The organism is Bibersteinia trehalosi USDA-ARS-USMARC-188, from assembly GCF_000521725.1.
In the GTDB taxonomy this organism is placed as follows: Bacteria; Pseudomonadota; Gammaproteobacteria; order Enterobacterales; family Pasteurellaceae; genus Bibersteinia; species Bibersteinia trehalosi.
This window is the reverse complement of the sequence record NZ_CP006954.1, coordinates 1,491,114-1,511,833: the sequence shown is the minus strand read 5'-3', so window position 1 is coordinate 1,511,833 and position 20,720 is coordinate 1,491,114. Positions and strand designations below refer to the sequence as shown.

Annotated in this window: 16 protein-coding genes, 2 tRNA genes and 3 rRNA genes; 13 read left to right on the top strand and 8 right to left on the bottom strand. The window is 41.4% G+C overall.

Annotation, left to right across the window (positions count from 1 at the left end):
* Window positions 1-184 precede the first annotated feature (184 nt).
* The 8 genes from F542_RS06975 to F542_RS06935 all read left to right on the top strand — a co-directional run bounded on the left by F542_RS06975 (window position 185) and on the right by F542_RS06935 (window position 7,349).
* A 16S ribosomal RNA gene (locus F542_RS06975) occupies window positions 185-1,724 on the top strand.
* 74 nt (window positions 1,725-1,798) lie between these two features.
* Window positions 1,799-1,875 (top strand) — tRNA-Ile (locus F542_RS06970).
* Between the two features lie 40 nt (window positions 1,876-1,915).
* A tRNA-Ala gene (locus F542_RS06965) sits at window positions 1,916-1,991 on the top strand.
* Window positions 1,992-2,271: 280 nt separating this feature from the next.
* A 23S ribosomal RNA gene (locus tag F542_RS06960) occupies window positions 2,272-5,166 on the top strand.
* A gap of 163 nt (window positions 5,167-5,329) precedes the next feature.
* A 5S ribosomal RNA gene (gene rrf / locus F542_RS06955) occupies window positions 5,330-5,445 on the top strand.
* Together the 16S, 23S and 5S rRNA genes with 2 tRNA genes alongside form the textbook arrangement of a ribosomal RNA operon.
* 433 nt (window positions 5,446-5,878) lie before the next feature.
* Window positions 5,879-6,283 carry a hypothetical protein gene (locus tag F542_RS06950; protein WP_015432212.1) on the top strand — a complete coding sequence of 135 codons (405 nt, stop codon included), beginning with the start codon at window positions 5,879-5,881 and terminating at the stop codon, window positions 6,281-6,283.
* Between the two features lie 35 nt (window positions 6,284-6,318).
* The gene (locus F542_RS06945; protein WP_025267171.1) at window positions 6,319-6,723 is read left to right on the top strand and encodes a hypothetical protein; all 405 of its coding nucleotides are present in this window, start codon (window positions 6,319-6,321) and stop codon (window positions 6,721-6,723) included.
* A gap of 446 nt (window positions 6,724-7,169) precedes the next feature.
* On the top strand, window positions 7,170-7,349 hold the full coding sequence (locus F542_RS06935) for a YegP family protein (protein ID WP_015432215.1): 180 nt from the start codon (window positions 7,170-7,172) through the stop codon (window positions 7,347-7,349).
* 46 nt (window positions 7,350-7,395) lie between these two features.
* On the opposite strand, the gene F542_RS10920 is transcribed toward F542_RS06935, so the two are convergent.
* The 3 genes from F542_RS10920 to F542_RS06925 all read right to left on the bottom strand — a co-directional run bounded on the left by F542_RS10920 (window position 7,396) and on the right by F542_RS06925 (window position 10,250).
* The gene (locus F542_RS10920) at window positions 7,396-8,298 is read right to left on the bottom strand and encodes an IS3 family transposase (RefSeq protein WP_407636813.1); all 903 of its coding nucleotides are present in this window, start codon (window positions 8,296-8,298) and stop codon (window positions 7,396-7,398) included.
* On the bottom strand, window positions 8,292-8,516 hold the full coding sequence (locus tag F542_RS11230; RefSeq protein WP_407636806.1) for a helix-turn-helix domain-containing protein: 225 nt from the start codon (window positions 8,514-8,516) through the stop codon (window positions 8,292-8,294). Before F542_RS11230 ends, F542_RS10920 begins: the two co-directional genes overlap by 7 nt.
* A 279-nt stretch (window positions 8,517-8,795) precedes the next feature.
* Window positions 8,796-10,250, bottom strand: a complete 1,455-nt coding sequence (locus F542_RS06925; RefSeq protein WP_015432218.1) for an aminoacyl-histidine dipeptidase — start codon at window positions 10,248-10,250, stop codon at window positions 8,796-8,798.
* Window positions 10,251-10,417: 167 nt separating this feature from the next.
* Here F542_RS06925 and gpt point away from each other — a divergent pair, with 167 nt between their 5' ends.
* The 4 genes from gpt to thiI all read left to right on the top strand — a co-directional run bounded on the left by gpt (window position 10,418) and on the right by thiI (window position 14,680).
* Window positions 10,418-10,897, top strand: coding sequence for a xanthine phosphoribosyltransferase (gene gpt, locus F542_RS06920; protein WP_015432219.1), 480 nt, complete (start codon window positions 10,418-10,420; stop codon window positions 10,895-10,897).
* Window positions 10,898-10,999: 102 nt separating this feature from the next.
* The gene (gmk, locus tag F542_RS06915; RefSeq protein ID WP_015432220.1) at window positions 11,000-11,623 is read left to right on the top strand and encodes a guanylate kinase; all 624 of its coding nucleotides are present in this window, start codon (window positions 11,000-11,002) and stop codon (window positions 11,621-11,623) included.
* A gap of 117 nt (window positions 11,624-11,740) precedes the next feature.
* Window positions 11,741-13,138 (top strand): toxin/drug exporter TdeA, encoded by a 1,398-nt coding sequence (gene tdeA / locus F542_RS06910; RefSeq protein ID WP_015432221.1) that lies wholly within the window; start codon window positions 11,741-11,743, stop codon window positions 13,136-13,138.
* Between the two features lie 93 nt (window positions 13,139-13,231).
* Window positions 13,232-14,680, top strand: a complete 1,449-nt coding sequence (gene thiI, locus F542_RS06905) for a tRNA uracil 4-sulfurtransferase ThiI (RefSeq protein WP_025267169.1) — start codon at window positions 13,232-13,234, stop codon at window positions 14,678-14,680.
* Between the two features lie 85 nt (window positions 14,681-14,765).
* On the opposite strand, the gene pfkA is transcribed toward thiI, so the two are convergent.
* The 5 genes from pfkA to F542_RS06880 form a co-directional block, all read right to left on the bottom strand.
* Window positions 14,766-15,731 carry a 6-phosphofructokinase gene (pfkA, locus tag F542_RS06900; protein WP_015432223.1) on the bottom strand — a complete coding sequence of 322 codons (966 nt, stop codon included), beginning with the start codon at window positions 15,729-15,731 and terminating at the stop codon, window positions 14,766-14,768.
* 95 nt (window positions 15,732-15,826) lie between these two features.
* Entirely contained in the window at window positions 15,827-16,630 is an 804-nt protein-coding gene (locus tag F542_RS06895) for a Rossmann-fold NAD(P)-binding domain-containing protein (protein ID WP_015432224.1), read from the bottom strand.
* Entirely contained in the window at window positions 16,618-17,814 is a 1,197-nt protein-coding gene (locus F542_RS06890) for an aminotransferase class V-fold PLP-dependent enzyme (RefSeq protein ID WP_015432225.1), read from the bottom strand. Before F542_RS06890 ends, F542_RS06895 begins: the two co-directional genes overlap by 13 nt.
* On the bottom strand, window positions 17,811-18,482 hold the full coding sequence (locus F542_RS06885) for a thermonuclease family protein (protein WP_015432226.1): 672 nt from the start codon (window positions 18,480-18,482) through the stop codon (window positions 17,811-17,813). Before F542_RS06885 ends, F542_RS06890 begins: the two co-directional genes overlap by 4 nt.
* Complete coding sequence (locus F542_RS06880; RefSeq protein ID WP_015432227.1) at window positions 18,482-18,832, bottom strand: DsrE/DsrF/TusD sulfur relay family protein; 351 nt, start codon at window positions 18,830-18,832, stop codon at window positions 18,482-18,484. The genes F542_RS06885 and F542_RS06880 overlap by 1 nt, the downstream gene beginning before the upstream one ends.
* A 163-nt stretch (window positions 18,833-18,995) precedes the next feature.
* Here F542_RS06880 and F542_RS06875 point away from each other — a divergent pair, with 163 nt between their 5' ends.
* Complete coding sequence (locus F542_RS06875) at window positions 18,996-20,711, top strand: ShlB/FhaC/HecB family hemolysin secretion/activation protein (RefSeq protein ID WP_015432228.1); 1,716 nt, start codon at window positions 18,996-18,998, stop codon at window positions 20,709-20,711.
* Window positions 20,712-20,720 lie beyond the last annotated feature (9 nt).

Genomic DNA, 20,720 nt, shown 5'->3' with positions numbered 1-20,720 from the left:
CGTCGTTCTTTTTTGTTCTTTAACAATATATCAGACAATCTGTGTGGGCACTTGTTGATTGATTAGTTAAAAATATTTTTTAATTTTGAAGTCTTAATAGGTGCTTAAACTAGAAATTCATTACTTCTATTTAATAGAAATAAAGCGATTTATAGCTAGCAGTTATTGAGCGATTAAACTTTTTGAATTGAAGAGTTTGATCATGGCTCAGATTGAACGCTGGCGGCAGGCTTAACACATGCAAGTCGAACGGTAGCAGGAAGAAGCTTGCTTCTTTGCTGACGAGTGGCGGACGGGTGAGTAATGCTTGGGAATCTGGCTTATGGAGGGGGATAACTACTGGAAACGGTAGCTAATACCGCGTAATATCGAGAGATTAAAGGGTGGGACTTTCGGGCCACCTGCCATAAGATGAGCCCAAGTGGGATTAGGTAGTTGGTGGGGTAAAGGCCTACCAAGCCTGCGATCTCTAGCTGGTCTGAGAGGATGGCCAGCCACACTGGAACTGAGACACGGTCCAGACTCCTACGGGAGGCAGCAGTGGGGAATATTGCACAATGGGGGGAACCCTGATGCAGCCATGCCGCGTGAATGAAGAAGGCCTTCGGGTTGTAAAGTTCTTTCGGTGATGAGGAAGGTGTTTTGTTTAATAGACAAAGCAATTGACGTTAGTCACAGAAGAAGCACCGGCTAACTCCGTGCCAGCAGCCGCGGTAATACGGAGGGTGCGAGCGTTAATCGGAATAACTGGGCGTAAAGGGCACGCAGGCGGATAGTTAAGTGAGATGTGAAAGCCCCGGGCTTAACCTGGGAATTGCATTTCAGACTGGCTATCTAGAGTATTTTAGGGAGGGGTAGAATTCCACGTGTAGCGGTGAAATGCGTAGAGATGTGGAGGAATACCGAAGGCGAAGGCAGCCCCTTGGGAATATACTGACGCTCATGTGCGAAAGCGTGGGGAGCAAACAGGATTAGATACCCTGGTAGTCCACGCTGTAAACGATGTTGATTTGGGGATTGGGCTTTAAGCTTGGTGCCCGTAGCTAACGTGATAAATCAACCGCCTGGGGAGTACGGCCGCAAGGTTAAAACTCAAATGAATTGACGGGGGCCCGCACAAGCGGTGGAGCATGTGGTTTAATTCGATGCAACGCGAAGAACCTTACCTACTCTTGACATCCATGGAATCTTGTAGAGATATGAGAGTGCCTTCGGGAACCATGAGACAGGTGCTGCATGGCTGTCGTCAGCTCGTGTTGTGAAATGTTGGGTTAAGTCCCGCAACGAGCGCAACCCTTATCCTTTGTTGCCAGCGATTTGGTCGGGAACTCAAAGGAGACTGCCAGTGATAAACTGGAGGAAGGTGGGGATGACGTCAAGTCATCATGGCCCTTACGAGTAGGGCTACACACGTGCTACAATGGTGCATACAGAGGGTAGCGAGCCAGCGATGGTGAGCCAATCTCAGAAAGTGCATCTAAGTCCGGATTGGAGTCTGCAACTCGACTCCATGAAGTCGGAATCGCTAGTAATCGCAAATCAGAATGTTGCGGTGAATACGTTCCCGGGCCTTGTACACACCGCCCGTCACACCATGGGAGTGGGTTGTACCAGAAGTAGATAGCTTAACCGCAAGGGGGGCGTTTACCACGGTATGATTCATGACTGGGGTGAAGTCGTAACAAGGTAACCGTAGGGGAACCTGCGGTTGGATCACCTCCTTACCAAGATAACTAAAACGACTGCAAGTGTTCACACAGATTGTTTGATATGAAAGACAAACCGAAGGTCATCCGTTGGGTCTGTAGCTCAGGTGGTTAGAGCGCACCCCTGATAAGGGTGAGGTCGGTGGTTCAAGTCCACTCAGACCCACCACTCATTACCATATGAGTGAACACAACGGAAAGATGAAATTGGGGATATAGCTCAGCTGGGAGAGCGCCTGCCTTGCACGCAGGAGGTCAGCGGTTCGATCCCGCTTATCTCCACCAATCATCATACCTAAGGTTGCAAGCGGTAGAAAATGCCAAGATTTTTGCAATTTTAGGTATGATGATAGGCGAAAGCCATTGTCTGATGTTCTTTAAAAAATTGGAAACAAGCTGAAAACTGAGAGATTTTTCAAGTTCGTTAAGTTTACGAGAGTAAATGACGAATAAATTGAAAGTCTGAGTAGTTCAAAATCTTGATTGAACAAAAGCAATCAAGTGTAGTTGTTAATGTTATTTAATCTTAAACCGTTTAAGATTCTTAAAATGTTTGAGGTTGTATAGTTAAGTGACTAAGCGCACAAGGTGGATGCCTTGGCAATCAGAGGCGAAGAAGGACGTGCTAATCTGCGAAAAGCTTGGATGAGTTGATAAGAAGCGTTTAATCCAAGATATCCGAATGGGGAAACCCAGTAGGTGAAGAACCTACTATCATTATCTGAATACATAGGATAATGAGGCAAACCGGGAGAACTGAAACATCTAAGTACCCCGAGGAAAAGAAATCAACCGAGATTTCGTTAGTAGCGGCGAGCGAACGCGAAAGAGCCAGTTAGTGATAGCTTGAATGTTAGGAGAATGAGTTGGGAAGCTCAGCGGCACAGGGTGATAGCCCCGTATCTAAAAACATTCTGGTGGTACTAGGCTAACGACAAGTAGGGCGGGACACGTGATATCCTGTTTGAAGATGGGGGGACCATCCTCCAAGGCTAAATACTCCTGATTGACCGATAGTGAACCAGTACTGTGAAGGAAAGGCGAAAAGAACCCCGGCGAGGGGAGTGAAATAGAACCTGAAACCTTGTGCGTACAAGCAGTGGGAGCCCTTCGGGGTGACTGCGTACCTTTTGTATAATGGGTCAGCGACTTATATTTTGTAGCAAGGTTAACTGAATAAGGGAGCCGTAGGGAAACCGAGTCTTAACTGGGCGAATAGTTGCAAGGTATAGACCCGAAACCCGGTGATCTAGCCATGGGCAGGTTGAAGGTTGGGTAACACTAACTGGAGGACCGAACCGACTAATGTTGAAAAATTAGCGGATGACTTGTGGCTGGGGGTGAAAGGCCAATCAAACCGGGAGATAGCTGGTTCTCCCCGAAATCTATTTAGGTAGAGCCTTGAGCGGACACCTTCGGGGGTAGAGCACTGTTTCGGCTAGGGGTCCATCCCGGATTACCAACCCGATGCAAACTGCGAATACCGAAGAGTGATACTCAGGAGACACACGGTGGGTGCTAACGTCCATCGTGGAGAGGGAAACAACCCAGACCGCCAGCTAAGGTCCCAAAGTCTATATTAAGTGGGAAACGAAGTGGGAAGGCTTAGACAGCTAGGATGTTGGCTTAGAAGCAGCCACCATTTAAAGAAAGCGTAATAGCTCACTAGTCGAGTCGGCCTGCGCGGAAGATGTAACGGGGCTAAAATATAGCACCGAAGCTGCGGCATCAGACGAAAGTCTGTTGGGTAGGGGAGCGTCGTGTAAGCGGAAGAAGGTGAATCGAGAGGTTTGCTGGACGTATCACGAGTGCGAATGCTGACATAAGTAACGATAAAACGAGTGAAAAACTCGTTCGCCGGAAGACTAAGGGTTCCTGTCCAACGTTAATCGGGGCAGGGTGAGTCGGCCCCTAAGGCGAGGCTGAAAAGCGTAGTCGATGGGAAACGGGTTAATATTCCCGTACTTGTAATAACTGCGATGTGGGGACGGAGAAGGTTAGGTTAGCAGACTGTTGGATGTCTGTTTAAGCTGGTAGGTGGAAGACTTAGGCAAATCCGGGTCTTCTTAACACCGAGAAGTGATGACGAGTTTCTAAGGAGATGAAGTAACTGATACCACGCTTCCAGGAAAAGCCACTAAGCTTCAGGTTATTATAAACCGTACTATAAACCGACACAGGTGGTCAGGTAGAGAATACTCAGGCGCTTGAGAGAACTCGGGTGAAGGAACTAGGCAAAATAGCACCGTAACTTCGGGAGAAGGTGCGCCGGCGTAGATTGTAGTCCCTAGCGGATGAAGGTTGAACCGGTCGAAGATACCAGCTGGCTGCAACTGTTTATTAAAAACACAGCACTCTGCAAACACGAAAGTGGACGTATAGGGTGTGATGCCTGCCCGGTGCTGGAAGGTTAATTGATGGTGTTATCGAAAGAGAAGCTCCTGATCGAAGCCCCAGTAAACGGCGGCCGTAACTATAACGGTCCTAAGGTAGCGAAATTCCTTGTCGGGTAAGTTCCGACCTGCACGAATGGCATAATGATGGCCAGGCTGTCTCCACCCGAGACTCAGTGAAATTGAAATCGCCGTGAAGATGCGGTGTACCCGCGGCTAGACGGAAAGACCCCGTGAACCTTTACTATAGCTTGACACTGAACATTGAATTTTGATGTGTAGGATAGGTGGGAGACTATGAAGATGATACGCCAGTATTGTTGGAGTCGTCCTTGAAATACCACCCTTTAACGTTTGATGTTCTAACGAAGATTACGAAACGTGGTCTCGGACAGTGTCTGGTGGGTAGTTTGACTGGGGCGGTCTCCTCCCAAAGCGTAACGGAGGAGCACGAAGGTTTGCTAATCACGGTCGGACATCGTGAGGTTAGTGCAATGGTATAAGCAAGCTTAACTGCGAGACAGACAAGTCGAGCAGGTGCGAAAGCAGGTCATAGTGATCCGGTGGTTCTGAATGGAAGGGCCATCGCTCAACGGATAAAAGGTACTCCGGGGATAACAGGCTGATACCGCCCAAGAGTTCATATCGACGGCGGTGTTTGGCACCTCGATGTCGGCTCATCACATCCTGGGGCTGAAGTAGGTCCCAAGGGTATGGCTGTTCGCCATTTAAAGTGGTACGCGAGCTGGGTTTAGAACGTCGTGAGACAGTTCGGTCCCTATCTGCCGTGGGCGTTGGAGAATTGGTTGGGGCTGCTCCTAGTACGAGAGGACCGGAGTGGACGCACCACTGGTGTTCCGGTTGTGTCGCCAGACGCATTGCCGGGTAGCTAAGTGCGGAAGAGATAAGTGCTGAAAGCATCTAAGCACGAAACTTGCCAAGAGATGAGTTCTCCCTAGCTATAAGCTAGTAAGGGTTGTTGGAGACTACGACGTAGATAGGCTGGGTGTGTAAGTGTTGCGAGACATTGAGCTAACCAGTACTAATTGCCCGAGAGGCTTAACTATACAACCTCAAGCGTTTTAGATAAAACAAAAACATCGGAACGGTTGAGGAATTAACAGAGTGTGCGAAAAGAAAGCACAAGAACGAAGAATCAGAATTTAGCTTGTTTCAAATTTAACGAAGAAAGAACAAACAATATAACGGACAGAAATCATCGAAGATTTTCCTGATGTCCATAGTGCTGTGGTACCACCTGACCCCATACCGAACTCAGAAGTGAAACGCAGTAACGCCGATGGTAGTGTGGGGTTTCCCCATGTGAGAGTAGGGCAACATCAGGGTATTATTTAAGGGACCCCAAGTCGCAAGGCTTGGGGTTTTTGCTTATGGATGTTTTGGGTTATCCGAAATGTTTTATTGTATCTGCTACATATCCGCTACACTTTTGCAGATTTTTAGAAGAAACAAACCGCTTGTTTAATAATGTTCCATTTGGGCGTACGATGTATTCCCCTACAAATGAGCAATTCTAGCCGGAGTGTAAAAATTCCAAGTGTAGGGATGCGATGCGTCCGCAAAATTTTAGCCTACAGTTTGTATTCAAGAAGAGAATACAAGCAGTTTTTTTATGCCTGAAATTTGCAAAAGTTGGTTTTTATGCAAGTGAATAAATAATAATCAGAAAATAGGATAATCCTATTATTCTACTTGCTATACAACTAGAACAAATCAATGCCTATCAAAATATAACAGAAATATAGGAGAATGAGAGTTATGGAGCTTGTTGTTATTTATGCTGCTGCGAATCGTGGTAAAACTACGATGTTAGAAAATGTTATTCATTTTCTTCAGCCTGAACTTATTTTGGGCGAATGTCGTTCTGTTGTTATTTCTGTTAATGGCGTTCAGATAGGAATTGCTTTAGATGGTGATGATGAACAAACAGTAAGCAATAATTTAGGGGCATTTAGAAAAGCGAAATGTGATCTTATTGTTACGCCATCTCATGTAAGGGATAAAACGGTTGATGTGGTTAAAGAATTTGCGCAGCAATATAAAATAGCACCTATTTGGATTAAAAAATCAGAGTTATCAGAATATCTTAAAGATTATTATGATGAATTGAATAAATGTGAGGCTAAATGCCTTGTTGATTATCTAAAACGTAATTTTATTTAGGAGCTTATTATGAAGAAATTAATTTTTTCTTTTCAATGTTCTTTTTTTTAAATCCTGCTGTATTTGCTAATGTAGATACACCTTATCCACCTGAGTTGATGAAGTTTTTGGGCTGTGGTAGAGAGAATAGTTTGCAGGCTTCAGAAGCAATGGCTATTTTAGCAGAGTATAGGAAAACCCTTAACCCATTTCCCGAGCCTTCTTCCCGTAAGGGGAGTAGCAATAAACCCGAAGTTATCGCATATCGCCAAGAGGCTGAGCGAATAAGAGAAATGTTCCAAAAGAAAGAAGAGGAATATTGTGCGGCTAAAAATCCTATTTCTAGTTATGAAGATATTGTAAAGCTGCCTATTTCTGATTTTGCTAACATATTACAAAAGAATTATTTTTATGGGAATCAATTTGCTTTTAATTCAATGGAAGCAATTTTAGATTGCTGAATTTGGAAATGGGTTTATATATTCATTTCCTATATATCGAGTAGCAGATGTTAGTTTGGAGGATGCCGCAGAATGTCCCTATATAAACTATGAACAATTACAGGAAAATTTAGTTAAACAATATGGCAAACGAAATCTAGATCAAGTTAATGCTGTAATTAAGCAGGTAAAATCCCGTTGTGCATCTATGCTGCAAGTGAAAACAGGCGATTTAATTGAAACATATGTCAAACAGTTAAAAAGATAATTGTGTAGAAGCCAAATTTTAACTTTTGTAATTTATCTTTCTGAACAGCAAAAGCTTTACTTTGCTAGGAAAAAGGAGCATTCAGGAATTTAAAAGGGTTACAAATAAAGATTACGCAACTCTTGCTTTTTTCCTCCCTTGTTTATAAGCTAGTAGCTCTAAGCACTTTTGCTTAGTCTTTATACAAGAGGGTACTAAAATGTATTTTGAAATTTACAAAGATGTACGAGGCGAATTTCGTTGGCGCTTAAAAGCGGGTAATCATCAAGTGATCGCAACTGGTGGTGAAGGATATTCAAGTAAGCAGTCTTGTCAAAAAGGCATTGAGGCTGTGAAGAAAGTGACAACTGAAACAGAAGTTAAAGATTTATCACTATAAAAAGTAAGGCTAGATTATCTGATCTGCCCCAAAAAGTTAGACTCATTTAATTCAAGGACTGAGTTCTGTACGCCACAGGACTTAGTCCTTTTAGTTTCACTTGAATACGCTCATTATTGTAGTAGTGAATGTAATCGTGAATAGTTTGCTTAAGTTCAGCCAGCGTTTCAAACCGCTTGTCAAAGTAACATTCCGTTTTCAGCCGTCCGAAAAAACTCTCCATTGCCCCATTATCCAAACAATTTCCCTTTCTTGACATACTTTGAATTATGCCATTCTGTTTGCAAATTGCTTGAAAACCCGGCATCTGATACTGCCAGCCTTGAGCGGAATGTAACATCGGTTTTTCGCCGTTCAGCCTTGCTATTGCTTGATTCATCACTCGAGTAACCTGTTCAAAATTAGGGCTTTCTGCTAAATCATAGGCGATAATTTCACCATTAAATAAACCCTTAATCGGCGAGAGATAGTGCTTACCTTCTGCACATTTGAACTCAGTCACACCTGTCACCCATTTCTCATTTGGCTGAGTTGCAAAGAAATGTTGTTTTAAGAGATTAGCCGTAATCTTGCCGACTTCGCCTTGATATGAACGGTATTTCCTGCGTTTGCATTTCCCTTTTAATCTCAATTTTGGCATTATCGCTTGGACTTTTTTGTGATTGATTGTCCAGATTTTTTTCAATACAAAAGTGATACGATGATAGCCATAATTTCCACGATGTTCGTGATAAATCTCGGCAATTTTCTGCTCAATCTCCGCATTTTTATCACTTTTCTCAGCAAGATGATAAAAGAACGTGCTACGTTTAAGCCGATAAGCGATAACAAAATTTCCAAAGGAAATTGGCATTCGTAAGGCTTTTACGAGACCTGCTTTTCCGCATTTTGCTTGGTTGAGTTCCTGCAACTTTTTTAGGACAGCAACCTCCGCTTCTAACTCTAAAATACGATAACGTAAACGTTCTTCTTCGGTTTAGGCGGCGGAGGCATTTTGGGGTATTTTGGTTTCATTGGTGGATGCCCTTTGGGTTTAGGTAATAGCGCGTTTATACCTTGTTTATCAAAGACTTGTAACCATCGGCTGATGATACCCGAATGGGGAATACCAAAATAGAGGCTAGCAGATTTTGCAGAAAATTGCCCATTTTTGACCGCTTGTATCACGGATAATTTGAATTCAGGTGAGTAAACCTGTTTAGTCTGACAAACAGCTAACCCATTGATGCCATTATGATTATATTGCTGAATCCAACGTCGTAATGTCGTATCTGTAAGCTGAAAATGCTGACGAGTCAGTGGCCGATTTTTACCATTTTGAAGATAAAACTCGATGACTTGTTGTTTGAAAAGATTGGTTGTATTTAGTCATAAAAATCTGCACCTTAATCTGTTGGTTGTTTAGTCCAACTTTTGGGGTGCAGATCAATCCTCTAGCCTTTTAAATTATTTATTCGGTACTTGTTCTAACAATTTTGTTAGCAATTCCCAGTAAATTTGCACAGCTGGAATATGCACCTTTTCATCTGGTGAGTGGGCATTTCGGATGGTTGGTCCAATAGAAACCACATCTAAATCAGGGTAAACCTTTTTAATCAATCCGCATTCTAAGCCTGCGTGAATCACTTTAATTTTAGATTCATAGCCTAGCACTTCATCGTAGATTTTTTTCGTGAGCGGGGTAATGGCTGAGTTTGGATCGGGTTCCCAACCAGGATAGTTGCCAGAGAATGTGGCTTTTGCCCCGACAAGTTCGGAAAGTGAGGTTAATTTTCCACGCACATCTGCTTTGCCACTTTCCACTAATGAGCGAATTAAGATATTTGCTCGTACGCAGTCGGCTTTTGTTTCTAAAATCCCGATGCTCAATGATGTTTCTACTACATTTTTTACCACATCACTATTACGAATAATGCCGTTTGGTAACACGTTTAAGAAGCGGATCACATTTTGGCTGGTGGCTTGATCAAAAATTTGAGTTGGGGTTTCGCATTCATTTAGTTCAAATTGCATATTTGGTTCGGCATATTGCAATTCTGTTTTTAATTCTTGGCTAATTCGCTCAATACAAGCGGTGAGTTTTGCCTGATTTTCTGCAAAATAACTTAGCGTTACGCTTGCTTCTCTTGGAATCGCATTGCGAACTGTGCCTCCTCTGATATGAGTAATTTGGAACGGCACTTCGGCATTTAATGCGGCTAGAAAACGTGCTAAGAGTTTGATTGCATTTACACGGCTAGTATGAATATCACAGCCAGAATGTCCGCCATTTAAGCCTTTGAGATTGATCTGTAATGTGCAATCAAATAGATTTGGTTGAGTTTGGATCGGAAGTTGTAGATCCGCATCTTCTCCCCCTGCACAGCCGATATAGATTTCACCATTATCTTCGGTATCGGTGTTGATCAACATTTCTGCTTTCAACCAATTTGGTTTCAAGGCAAGAACGCCTTCCATTCCTGCTTCTTCGGTCATGGTAAGCAATGCTTCAATTTCTGGATGGGCTAAATCATCACTATCTAATACCGCAAGGCAAGACGCTAGTCCGATGCCATTATCAGCCCCAAGAGTTGTGCCTTTTGCTTTCACCCATTCGCCGTCAATATAAGGCAGAATCGGATCTTTGGTGAAATCGTGAATTGTGCCCTCATTGGCTTGTGGTACCATATCTAAATGAGCTTGCAGTGCAACAGTTTTGCGATTTTCCATGCCTTTTGTTGCCGGTTTGCGAATTAAAATATTACCGGCATTATCTCTTTCAGCAAAAAGACCTTTGCTTTTTGCCCAATCAAGAATAAATTCAGCCAATTGTTGTTCATGGTAAGAGGGGTGAGGGATCGCGCAAATTTGATCAAACCATTTCCAAAGCAGGTGAGGTTGTAGTGTTTGAATTTCTGACATTGTTTTTTTCCTTATGAGTAGCAAGCGGTTAAATTGGCAGAAAAATCTGCAAAATCGACCGCTTGTATGAAAAATTAAGGGTTAAATCATAGCACGAAAGCCATTTTTAGGTTATCATTCGGCAATTTTTTTATTCAGCAATTTTATTATTCTTTTAGGTGAATGTTATGAGCGAAAAATATACAAATGAAAAATATGTGGTAACGTGGGATATGTTCCATATGCATGCCCGTAAATTAGCGGAGCGTTTGTTACCAGCAACACAATGGAAAGGCATTATTGCAGTTAGCCGTGGTGGTTTATTCCCTGCTGCAGTATTGGCTCGTGAATTAAGCATTCGCCATGTAGAAACAGTTTGTATTGCTAGTTACGATCACGATAATCAAGGTGAGCTGAATGTGTTACACGCTAGTCAGCCAGCTAATGGCGGTGAAGGCTTTATTGTCGTGGATGATTTAGTGGATACAGGGAATACGGCTCGTGCAATTCGTGAAATGTACCCAAATGCAAAATTTGTTACTGTATTTGCTAAGCCATTAGGTGCTGACTTGGTTGATGATTATGTCGTGGATATTCCACAAGAAACGTGGATTGAACAGCCTTGGGATTTAGGCATCACTTTTGTGCCACCATTAGCGAAACAGTAATTTTTGAAGGACACAATGGTGTCCTTTCTTCATTGTAGGGCGTATGCCATACGCCCTATGTGTAAACGGACGTATAATATACGTTCCTACGATATTGTTATTATGAATTTAGGTAATCTTTATATTATTTCTGCACCAAGTGGTGCCGGAAAATCTTCTTTAATCAATGCATTGCTTGCGGATTTACCGCGTAGTGAAGTACAACTTTCTATTTCACATACCACGCGCAATCCTCGTCCTGGTGAAGAGAATGGCGTACATTATTACTTTACCGATCACGCAGAATTTAAAGCGTTAATTGAAAAAGGGCATTTTTTAGAATGGGCGGAAGTATTTGGTAATTATTACGGTACCTCACTCCCGATGATTGAGCGTAGTTTGGAACAAGGGATTGATGTTTTTCTTGATATTGATTGGCAAGGTGCGCGCCAAATTCGCGAAAAGTTGCCCAATGTAAAAACCATTTTTATTTTACCGCCAAGCCGAGCAGAATTAGAAAAGCGGCTTATCGGGCGCGGGCAGGATTCTATAGAAATCATCGCAGCTAGAATGGAAAAAGCAGTATCAGAAATGAGTCACTATAATGAATTTGATTACGTGATTATTAATGATAATTTTAAAAGCGCATTAAGCGAATTAAAATGTATTTTAGCTGCGGAGCGGTTAAAGCAAACTAGTCAGGCTATACGCCATAAGGTGTTGATTGAGCAGTTATTAGCAGATTAACAAGCGGTCGTAAGTTGGCAATTTTTTGCAAAATGAACGTTCGTTCATTTTTCGCTAGTCTAACGGAGCGTATTTGGCTAAAATACGCGCCATCGTTTTTTATAAGGATATTTTAAAATGCAATTATCTAAATCGCTTTCTGCTATTGCTTTAGCTGTTGCGCTTGCCGCTTGTAGTTCTGGAAAAATGACACAAGATGGAACTCTTGAACATGCGCAGGCAACTTATCAGCAGTATGAAGATATTACACGACAATATCATGTTACAGAGCAGTGGTGGCTAGGCTATAACGATCAGCAACTTAATCGTTTAATTGAACGCGCATTAGCCAATAATATTGATTTGGCTAAAGCTGCAATCGCAGTAAACCGAGCTTACTATAATGCCAATTTAGTTGGTGCAGATTTAGTTCCAACTTTTAGTGGTTCAGCATCTTCTTCGGTCTCTAAAGGTGTTGGTCCAGCAAGCCATAATGTTAATTCAACAGGCGCGTCAAACATCGGTAATAATCTTGGATTTAATTTAAGTTATACTATTGATCTCTGGGGGCGTTTAAAAGATGCGGCGAGTGCAGCTGAATGGGAGCATAAAGCGACTCAGGAAGACTTGCAGGCTGCACGCTTATCTATAATCAATGGTGTAATCAGTAGCTACTATAATTTGGCGTACTATAAAGATGCCATCAATGTGACTCAGCAGACGATCAAAAACTACGAGCAGATCAGCAAAATTATGAATAATAAATTGAATGCTGGCGCAATTGATCGTTTAAGTGTTGATCAAGCTACTCAAGCTACTCTAGGTGCAAGAAGCACGCTTATTAGCTTACAGACAGCACAAAAGGCGACCGAACAAACGTTACGGAATTTGTTGAATGCAAAACCCAATGAACCACTGAATGTGCGCTATCCAAGTATCCTAGGCGTGAAATTACAGGGGGTAAATACAAATGTGCCAGTCTCTGCGATCGCGAATCGTCCCGATGTTATTGCTGCATTGCAACGATTGCAAGGTTCGTTTAAAAGCTTAAGAGCCATGGAAAATAGCTGGTTTCCAACGATTACCCTTGGTGGTAGTTTAACCAGTGCAGCGCGTAATATTGGCAACATCGGTGAAAATCCATTAGCGGGAGGAAGCATTTCATTTAGCCTACCGTTTTTAGATTGGAACCGTGTGCAAAATAATATTCATCTTTCGGAAGAAAGCTATAAGCTTGTGAAACTTAACTATGAGCAAACTATCACATCAGCCCTAAATGAGATAGACAACTACTATTACGCTTACCAACAATCTCGTCACGGTTATAGTAACTTGCAGAAAAAATATGAGTATGACAAGAAAATCACTGGCTACTATAAAAACCGTTATGACCAAGGTGTATCAGAATTCCGTGAATGGGTAGATGCGATTAATACTGAACGCTCTTCACTGCTTTCATTATTAGATGCGAAATACAGTATTTTAAGAAATGAAAATGCAGTATATCAAGCAATGGCAGGTAAATACCGCCGTTAATTTCTGTTAAATCAAGCGGTGCGATTTTCCCGATTTTTTGCAAAAATTTGGTAAAATCGCACCGCTTGTTATTTTGATTTTTTGATTTTTATTATGAAATTTATCATTAAACTTTTCCCTGAAATTATGATTAAAAGCGATTCGGTGAAGAAACGCTTTATTAAAATTCTGACCTCGAATATCCGTAATGTGTTGCTGCGTGAAACTGAAGAGGTTTCAGTCGTCCGTTTTTGGGATTGCATTGAAGTGCGTGCGAAAAATCCTGATGAAGCACCGCTTGTGTTGGATCTGCTTAAACGCACACCGGGTATTCACCATATTTTAGAAGTGGAAGAAACGCCATTTACGGATTTGCACGATATTTTTGAGCAAACTTATGCGGCAGTGAAAGATGAGATCGCAGGCAAAACATTTAGCGTGCGTGCTAAACGTAAGGGAAAACATGAGTTTCGCTCTCTTGATATTGAACGCTATGTAGGTGGTGGTTTAAATCAGCGTGTAGAAACAGCCAGTGTGAAGCTCAAAGATCCCGATGTGACGGTGCGGATTGAAATTGATCATGACAAAATGTTATTGATCAAAGCTCGCCACGAAGGGCTAGGCGGTTATCCAATCGGTACGCAAGAAGATGTGCTTTCGCTGATTTCTGGTGGTTTTGATTCGGGCGTATCCAGTTATATGCTGATTCGTCGTGGTTCTCGTACGCATTACTGTTTCTTTAATCTTGGCGGTGCAGCACACGAAATTGGTGTGAAACAGATGGCATATCATATCTGGCAGCGTTATAGCTCATCACACAAAGTCCGTTTTGTGGCGATCAATTTTGAAGGCGTGGTCGGCGAAATTTTAGAGAAAGTGGATAACGGTCAAATGGGCGTCGTGCTTAAACGAATGATGGTGCGTGCTGCCAGCAAAGTTGCCGAACGTTTTGATATTCAAGCGATTGTAACAGGTGAAGCACTCGGACAAGTTTCCAGCCAAACGCTGACTAATTTACGCTTAATTGATAAGGCAGCAGATGCCTTAGTGTTGCGTCCATTGATTACTCACGATAAAGAGCAAATTATCAACATTGCCAAAGAAATTGGGACGGACGATATTGCGAAATCTATGCCAGAATTTTGTGGCGTGATTTCTAAAAATCCAACGGTAAAAGCGGTAGAAAGCAAAATTTTGCAAGAAGAAGGCAATTTCAATTTTGAAATTTTGGATCAAGCGGTACAAAATGCCCAATATCTTGATATTCGTGATATTGCCCAACAAACCGAGCAAGAAGTCATTTCAGTCGATACCACCTCAGAAATTGGTGAAAACGATGTGATTTTGGATATTCGTAGCCCAGAAGAGACCGATGAAAATCCATTTGAATTAGACGGTGTGAATGTGCAAATAATGCCATTCTACAAACTCTCAAATAATTTCGGTTCGTTAGATCAAAGCAAAAATTATTTGCTTTATTGCCAACGAGGGGTAATGAGTAAATTACAAGCCTTGTATTTAAAAGAGCAGGGCTTTGCGAATGTGAAGGTGTTTCGTCAATAATTGAGAGCAATATGTTTTAGCAAGGGAATGCTTGTTTGAACAGATAAAAAATGCAGACATAAGTCTGCATTTTTTGTGAGCTTGATTAGAATAATTTTCTTGCGGTTTCGAAAATTTCTTTTTTGAAGGGACGGCGCATATTATTAATTGCATCAATAATATCGTGATGAACCAATTGTTCTTTTTGGATCCCCACACAGCGACCTTTATGTCCTTGCATTAAGAGTTCTACAGCGTAAACCCCCATGCGAGAAGCTAAAATGCGGTCAAATGCACAAGGTGCTCCGCCACGTTGGATATGTCCTAACACTGTTGCTCGGGTCTCGTGTCCAAAACGTGCTTCAATTTCTTTTGCTAGTGCGTGTACATCGGTCATTAATTCAGTGATCGCAATAATGGCATGGCGTTTGCCTTTTTGGAATCCTTCATCAATATGGCGCATGAGTGATTCTTTATCTAAGCCATTTTCAGGCACAATGATGTATTCACAGCCACCAGCTAATGCCGCGCTAATAGTGAGATCGCCACAGTGACGCCCCATAATTTCTACAATTGAAATGCGTTGGTGTGAAGTTGAAGTATCACGTAAACGGTCAATGGCATCTAGCGCAGTCTCTAGTGCAGTTTGGTAACCAATGGTGTAATCGGTACCAGCCACATCGTTATCAATTGTTCCTGGTAAACCGATACAGGCAATGCCATGTTCTTCAGTGAGTAATTTCGCTCCCATATAAGAACCATCACCACCGATAACGACTAAAGCATCAATGCCATGTGATTTCAAATTTGCTACACACTGTTTGCGTACTTCAGGATCGCGGAACTGTGGGAAACGCGCGGAGCCCAAGAATGTTCCTCCGCGGTTGATAATTTCTGATACAGAACGGCGTTCAAGAGGGATAATTTTATTGTGAAATAAGCCAAAATAGCCATCTTGTACACCACATACATCTAAGCCTTCGCTTAATGCAGCACGAACCACACCGCGGATCGCGGCATTCATACCTGGCGCATCACCACCACTGGTTAGCACAGCAATTTTTTTAATCATAAATTTACCTATTAATTTTAAAGTTTAAAATAAATCGAAAACGGTGCGAAGATTAACGCATAAGTGTTTTTTGTTCTAGCAAAAAATGTGGTAAATCACGCTTTTTTTGATCTGTTTTCATGTTTGAAATCATAAGGCGAGCGGTAGCGATACTGAAAACCAAGCGTATAACAAATTTTATCTGCAAGGATAATGCGCTCAAGCGGGTCTTTTTCTGGTAAAAAATGCAAAGTAGGTAGCTGAAGTTGCTGAGCCATATCACAGTAATACGCTTGTCGGGTTGGGTGCTCTGGTGCACAAAGATGAAAAATTCTCGCCCCATTCGGCTTTTCTAGTAACAACGTAATCGCGTGAATGGCATCGTCTAAATGCACTAAATTCACTGGCTGATTTGCCCCACTCAACTGCTGTTTGCCAGCCAAATAGTAAACAGGGTGGCGTTGTTTTCCGACTAATCCAGCCAAACGTAAAATATCACAATGTATCGGTTGTGAAAGTAGCCACTGTTCTAAATCAGCTAATAATGAAGGTGCTGTTGGCGTATTTTCATCAAATCGCCCTGTTTGCATCGGTAACACAGAAGTAGAACTAATAAAAATTAAATGCACTAGCCCGTGCTGTTGTGCTTTTCTCACTAAACGTTGAATACCTTCTTGATATTTTTCGGGCGTGGTGGTATTCGGCGGTAAAGTGATAATCATCGCTTCACTTTGCAATACTGCATAGAGCTCATCACTGAGGGCAAATTGGTTAAGATCGAAAGAATAATTTTCAATTGAGCAATGTTCAACTTTGCGTTTTGTGCCTTTAACTTGCCAGCCCTGTTGTTGTAGATGTTCAGCAAGGGGTAAGCCAAGCCAGCCTAACCCCCAAATTGAAACGTTTTTTATACTTCGCATAAGATAGCCAAAGCCGTATTTAGTGCGGTGATCAAATGCTCAACATCTTCTGCCGTATTATAGTGGGCTAAAGAAACGCGTAATGTGCCACTTTTGTTGAGATAACGTAAATAGGGCTTTGCACAATGCTCACCTACACGAATGGCGACTTTTTGTTCATTTAACAGCGCGGCAATATCGGCATGGTGTTGCCCTTTAATCTGAAAACTGAAGGTTGTGCGTTTCGGATTATCCCCTAAAATTTGCAAATTTTCGATGCTATTTAACCGCTTGTAGAGCTGTTCGCCAAGTTGATAGAGCCTATGATTGAGCGATCTAAAATCCCAGTTTTCCAGCCATTTCAATACCTCGCCAAAGCCAATAATGCCAGCAATGTTGGGGGTGCCTGCTTCTAAACGATAGGGGAGTTCTTCAAGGCTTAAATGGCTTTCACTGATATCTTGCAACATTTTTCCACCGAAAAAGAGTGGGCGAAGCTCATTTAAACTTTCTTTTTTACCCATCAATACCCCAACCCCTGTTGGACCATAGATTTTATGTGCTGAGAAAGCGTAAAAATCCGCATCAAGCTGTTGCACATCGACTTGTTCCGTACAAACTGCTTGAGCGAGATCCAAGACTATTTTGGCTGAACTATGCTGCCGAATGATTGGGATCAATGTTTCGGCAGGCTGGCGAATACCGGTTACATTTGAAACCAAATTAAACGCTACAATTTTTGTACGCTCAGAAAGTGCCTGACGTAGTGTCTGTGGCGCGATCTGATATTGCTCATCTAACGGCAGCACAATTAATTTTGCCCCTGTTTGCAGGGCAAGCTGTTGCCACGGAATAAAATTGGCGTGATGTTCGGCAACAGAAATAATAATTTCATCGTTCGTATTGAGTTGAGATGCCAAACCGTGTGCCACTAAATTTAGCGAATGGGTTGTGCCACTCGTCCAAATCACGCAACGAGGATCAGCAAGCTGAAAACGTGTTGCGACTAATTGGCGAGCTTGCTCAAAAGCCTGTGTTTGTGGCAAATCGTACTGGCTACGATGCACCGAGCCTGCTGAACGATAAAACTCGCCAGTGCTATCAATCAATACTTGTGGCTTGAGCGTAGTTGCCGCAGAATCAAGATAAGTCCACTCTTGGTGTTCTGTAAAAAAGGGAAAATGTTGGCGAAATTGTTGGATCATCGTTGTTGTGCCTTACGATAGAGTTTATTACACGGAATACCATCGTTATTACCATCGAGCTCTTGCCAGCCACATTGCCGAAAATGGAGAAGTGCAGTGGCGTAATCATTAAACTGTGAGCAGCTTTTTTTTACATGACAATTTACGTTATTGATGACAAGCGGTGCAGTTTGGCGATTTTTCGGCAAAATTTGACCGCTTGATTTCTGGTTAGCCCGCCATTCGATAGGCTCGATCGGATGTTTATCTTGCCAAAGCCCTAAACGTTTTTGCTGTGCAGTCTGTTGGGCATAACGGTATTCGTCTCTGGTCTGGCGATATGCCCACGCCATTCCTTGCTCGACAAGTGCAAGGTTAATATTTCGCTTGCCGTCCCATACCACTGCAAGTAAACGGTTATAGCGATCATAGCCTGAAATTTGCAAACGAACTTGCTTTTTAAACACCATGCTGGCAAGTGCCTGTTTGGATTTTTGACCATAGGCTTGCCCACTTTCAGGTGCATCAATATATTGTAGGCGTATTTTTAATTGATTACGCTCATGTAAACAAGTAAGCGTATCGCCATCAGCGATAGCAACGACTCGGCACTGAAGTTGGCGTTCAGCCGCTTGGGCAAGCGGTAGAAAAGCGAGCAAAATGTGCAAAATAATAAGGAAACGCAGCATTAGAAATTTAGCACCTTATCTGCCCAAAGTGTCCAATCAGCAAGCTCGACTAACGTGCCGATTTCCACGCCTTCTGCAAGGGGTAATTCCGTTATACCGCGTGCGTTGGTACAGGTTTTACACAGTTTAATACCTGCTCCTTGAGCGGTAAGAATTTCTAACATTTGCTGTAGATGATAACCCTCCGCAGGGTTTTGTTTTGCCAGTCCGCCGCTGACTGCATCAGACATTAAGAAAATTTTGATTTCGGCTTGTTTGGTTTCCTGAATTTGCAAGGCTAAACGTAAGCCACTAAAGAAAGATTCGTTGCCGTATGGGGCTGAATGGATGATAAAGAGTAATTTTTGCATTGTATTTCCTATATGAAGAAGAAATAGCTGTAGTTTAGCATAATCCAGTAGCAAATTTTGTAGAAGACACAAACATTGAATGGCGTTATTGCAAGTGATTTTTATTTGATTTTATTTGGCTGGGTTGTTATAGTTTTCCAAAAATGAATTCTGAGGATAAAATATGCGTTGGTTGCTCTTTCTTTTTTCATTATGCTTATTGGTACCTGACTCACTGAGTAGTGACAGCTTAGAGCAAGAAAGCATACGTTTAATGCAAGCTCAGCAACAACGAGAAAAAATATTTACCGCTGAGCCTGAGCTGTATTCTTCCTCTTCTACTTTACCTATTTCTGATTTTCTTATTGAAGAAACACCTTGTTTTCCAATTAATCAAATTAAGTTGCATCATTCAAACGATAAAACTTTTTCATTTCTTATCCCTAAATTATATAAACGACTTTCTATTCGTTCTTCTCTCTGTGTTGGCGAAAAAAATCTGAAAATTATTCAAGATATTGCACAAAATATATTAATTGAAGAGGGATTTATTACTTCTCATATTTACTTTGATGATCAAGATCTTAATAGCAAAATACTATATATTTCTGTACAAGTCGGATATCTTAATCAAATAAAATTTATTGACCAAAACCATAAATTAACAGTATTGGGTAGAAAAACAGCATTTCCACTTCAAGAAGGGAGAATTTTGAATTTATTCGATATAGAACAAGGATTAGAAAATATTCAAAGATTGAGTTATACAGAAACGAGTATCAATATTGAACCATCGTATACAGATAATTATAGTGATTTAATTGTAAATAGAATTCAAAATAAACAGTTTGAACTTGGAATAGGAATAGATTCTTTAGGAAGTAAAAATTCAGGGAGATACCAAGCTGAGACCAGTTTGAGTGTTTATAGTTTATTTGGGTTTAATGATTTGTTTTATACTCAATATCATCAAGATCTCGGACATCATAAAACAAAATTAATTGATTCACAGGGAAATCGTACTGACAGTAGCTCAAAAGGATATTCATTACATTATTCTTTACCTATAGGATACTGGATATGGCAAACTAATTACAGCCTAAATCGCTATGCGGATGCTACGGAAGGATTATACAGAAATTATAATTACAACGGTAAAACATACCAGTTTAATACTTTGTTAAATCGAACCATTTTTAGAACTGGTAAACATAAAACTAATTTATCAGGGAAATTATGGCATACAAAGATACAGAAATTTTTAGATAGATATGAAATTGAAGTACAACGCAGAAAAATGTCTGGATGGGAAATCAGTTTGTCACATTTAATTCAACAAGCGGATTATCGTATTGAAGGAAAATTAAATTATAAACGAGGCGTGGGGTTTCACAGCATTCCAGCACCAGAAGAATTTAATGAAGAAAATGATATTCTAACAGGTACTGCAAGAATGAAAATTATTTCAGCCGAATTAAATCTAAAAAAATCATTTAATTTATTTAATCAGGCATTCTCTGTTTCTCACCTGTTTTATTCTCAGTGGAATAAAACACCGCTTGTGCCACAAGATAAACTTAATTTAGGAGATTATTATACAGTAAGGGGATTTGATGGTGATTCTGTAATACAGGGGGAGCGTGGTTGGTATAGCCAAAATAATTTACATTGGCACTATTTTCCTAATCATCAAATATATTTAGGTCTAGATTATGGACATATTTCAGGCAAAACTGGGAAATTACAAAATAAACAAAAGATAAGCGGAGGGGTTGTCGGCATTAGTGGTAATCTGAAAATTCATTCGAATCAATTTGATTACCATCTGTTTATTTCACAACCACTTAAGCCAAGAAGGCATAAGTCCTTATTAGGATTTAGCACGCATTATTATTTCTAATTGGAGGAA

What these genes read in the sequence shown, in the direction of transcription:
- F542_RS06950 (WP_015432212.1), top strand. Translation starts at nt 5,879, where the DNA reads ATGGAGCTTGTTGTTATTTATGCTGCTGCGAATCGTGGTAAAACTACG.
- F542_RS06945 (WP_025267171.1), top strand. Translation starts at nt 6,319, where the DNA reads ATGTTCTTTTTTTTAAATCCTGCTGTATTTGCTAATGTAGATACACCT.
- F542_RS06935 (WP_015432215.1), top strand. Translation starts at nt 7,170, where the DNA reads ATGTATTTTGAAATTTACAAAGATGTACGAGGCGAATTTCGTTGGCGC.
- F542_RS06925 (WP_015432218.1), bottom strand. Translation starts at nt 10,250, where the DNA reads ATGTCAGAAATTCAAACACTACAACCTCACCTGCTTTGGAAATGGTTT.
- gpt (WP_015432219.1), top strand. Translation starts at nt 10,418, where the DNA reads ATGAGCGAAAAATATACAAATGAAAAATATGTGGTAACGTGGGATATG.
- gmk (WP_015432220.1), top strand. Translation starts at nt 11,000, where the DNA reads ATGAATTTAGGTAATCTTTATATTATTTCTGCACCAAGTGGTGCCGGA.
- tdeA (WP_015432221.1), top strand. Translation starts at nt 11,741, where the DNA reads ATGCAATTATCTAAATCGCTTTCTGCTATTGCTTTAGCTGTTGCGCTT.
- thiI (WP_025267169.1), top strand. Translation starts at nt 13,232, where the DNA reads ATGAAATTTATCATTAAACTTTTCCCTGAAATTATGATTAAAAGCGAT.
- pfkA (WP_015432223.1), bottom strand. Translation starts at nt 15,731, where the DNA reads ATGATTAAAAAAATTGCTGTGCTAACCAGTGGTGGTGATGCGCCAGGT.
- F542_RS06895 (WP_015432224.1), bottom strand. Translation starts at nt 16,630, where the DNA reads ATGCGAAGTATAAAAAACGTTTCAATTTGGGGGTTAGGCTGGCTTGGC.
- F542_RS06890 (WP_015432225.1), bottom strand. Translation starts at nt 17,814, where the DNA reads ATGATCCAACAATTTCGCCAACATTTTCCCTTTTTTACAGAACACCAA.
- F542_RS06885 (WP_015432226.1), bottom strand. Translation starts at nt 18,482, where the DNA reads ATGCTGCGTTTCCTTATTATTTTGCACATTTTGCTCGCTTTTCTACCG.
- F542_RS06880 (WP_015432227.1), bottom strand. Translation starts at nt 18,832, where the DNA reads ATGCAAAAATTACTCTTTATCATCCATTCAGCCCCATACGGCAACGAA.
- F542_RS06875 (WP_015432228.1), top strand. Translation starts at nt 18,996, where the DNA reads ATGCGTTGGTTGCTCTTTCTTTTTTCATTATGCTTATTGGTACCTGAC.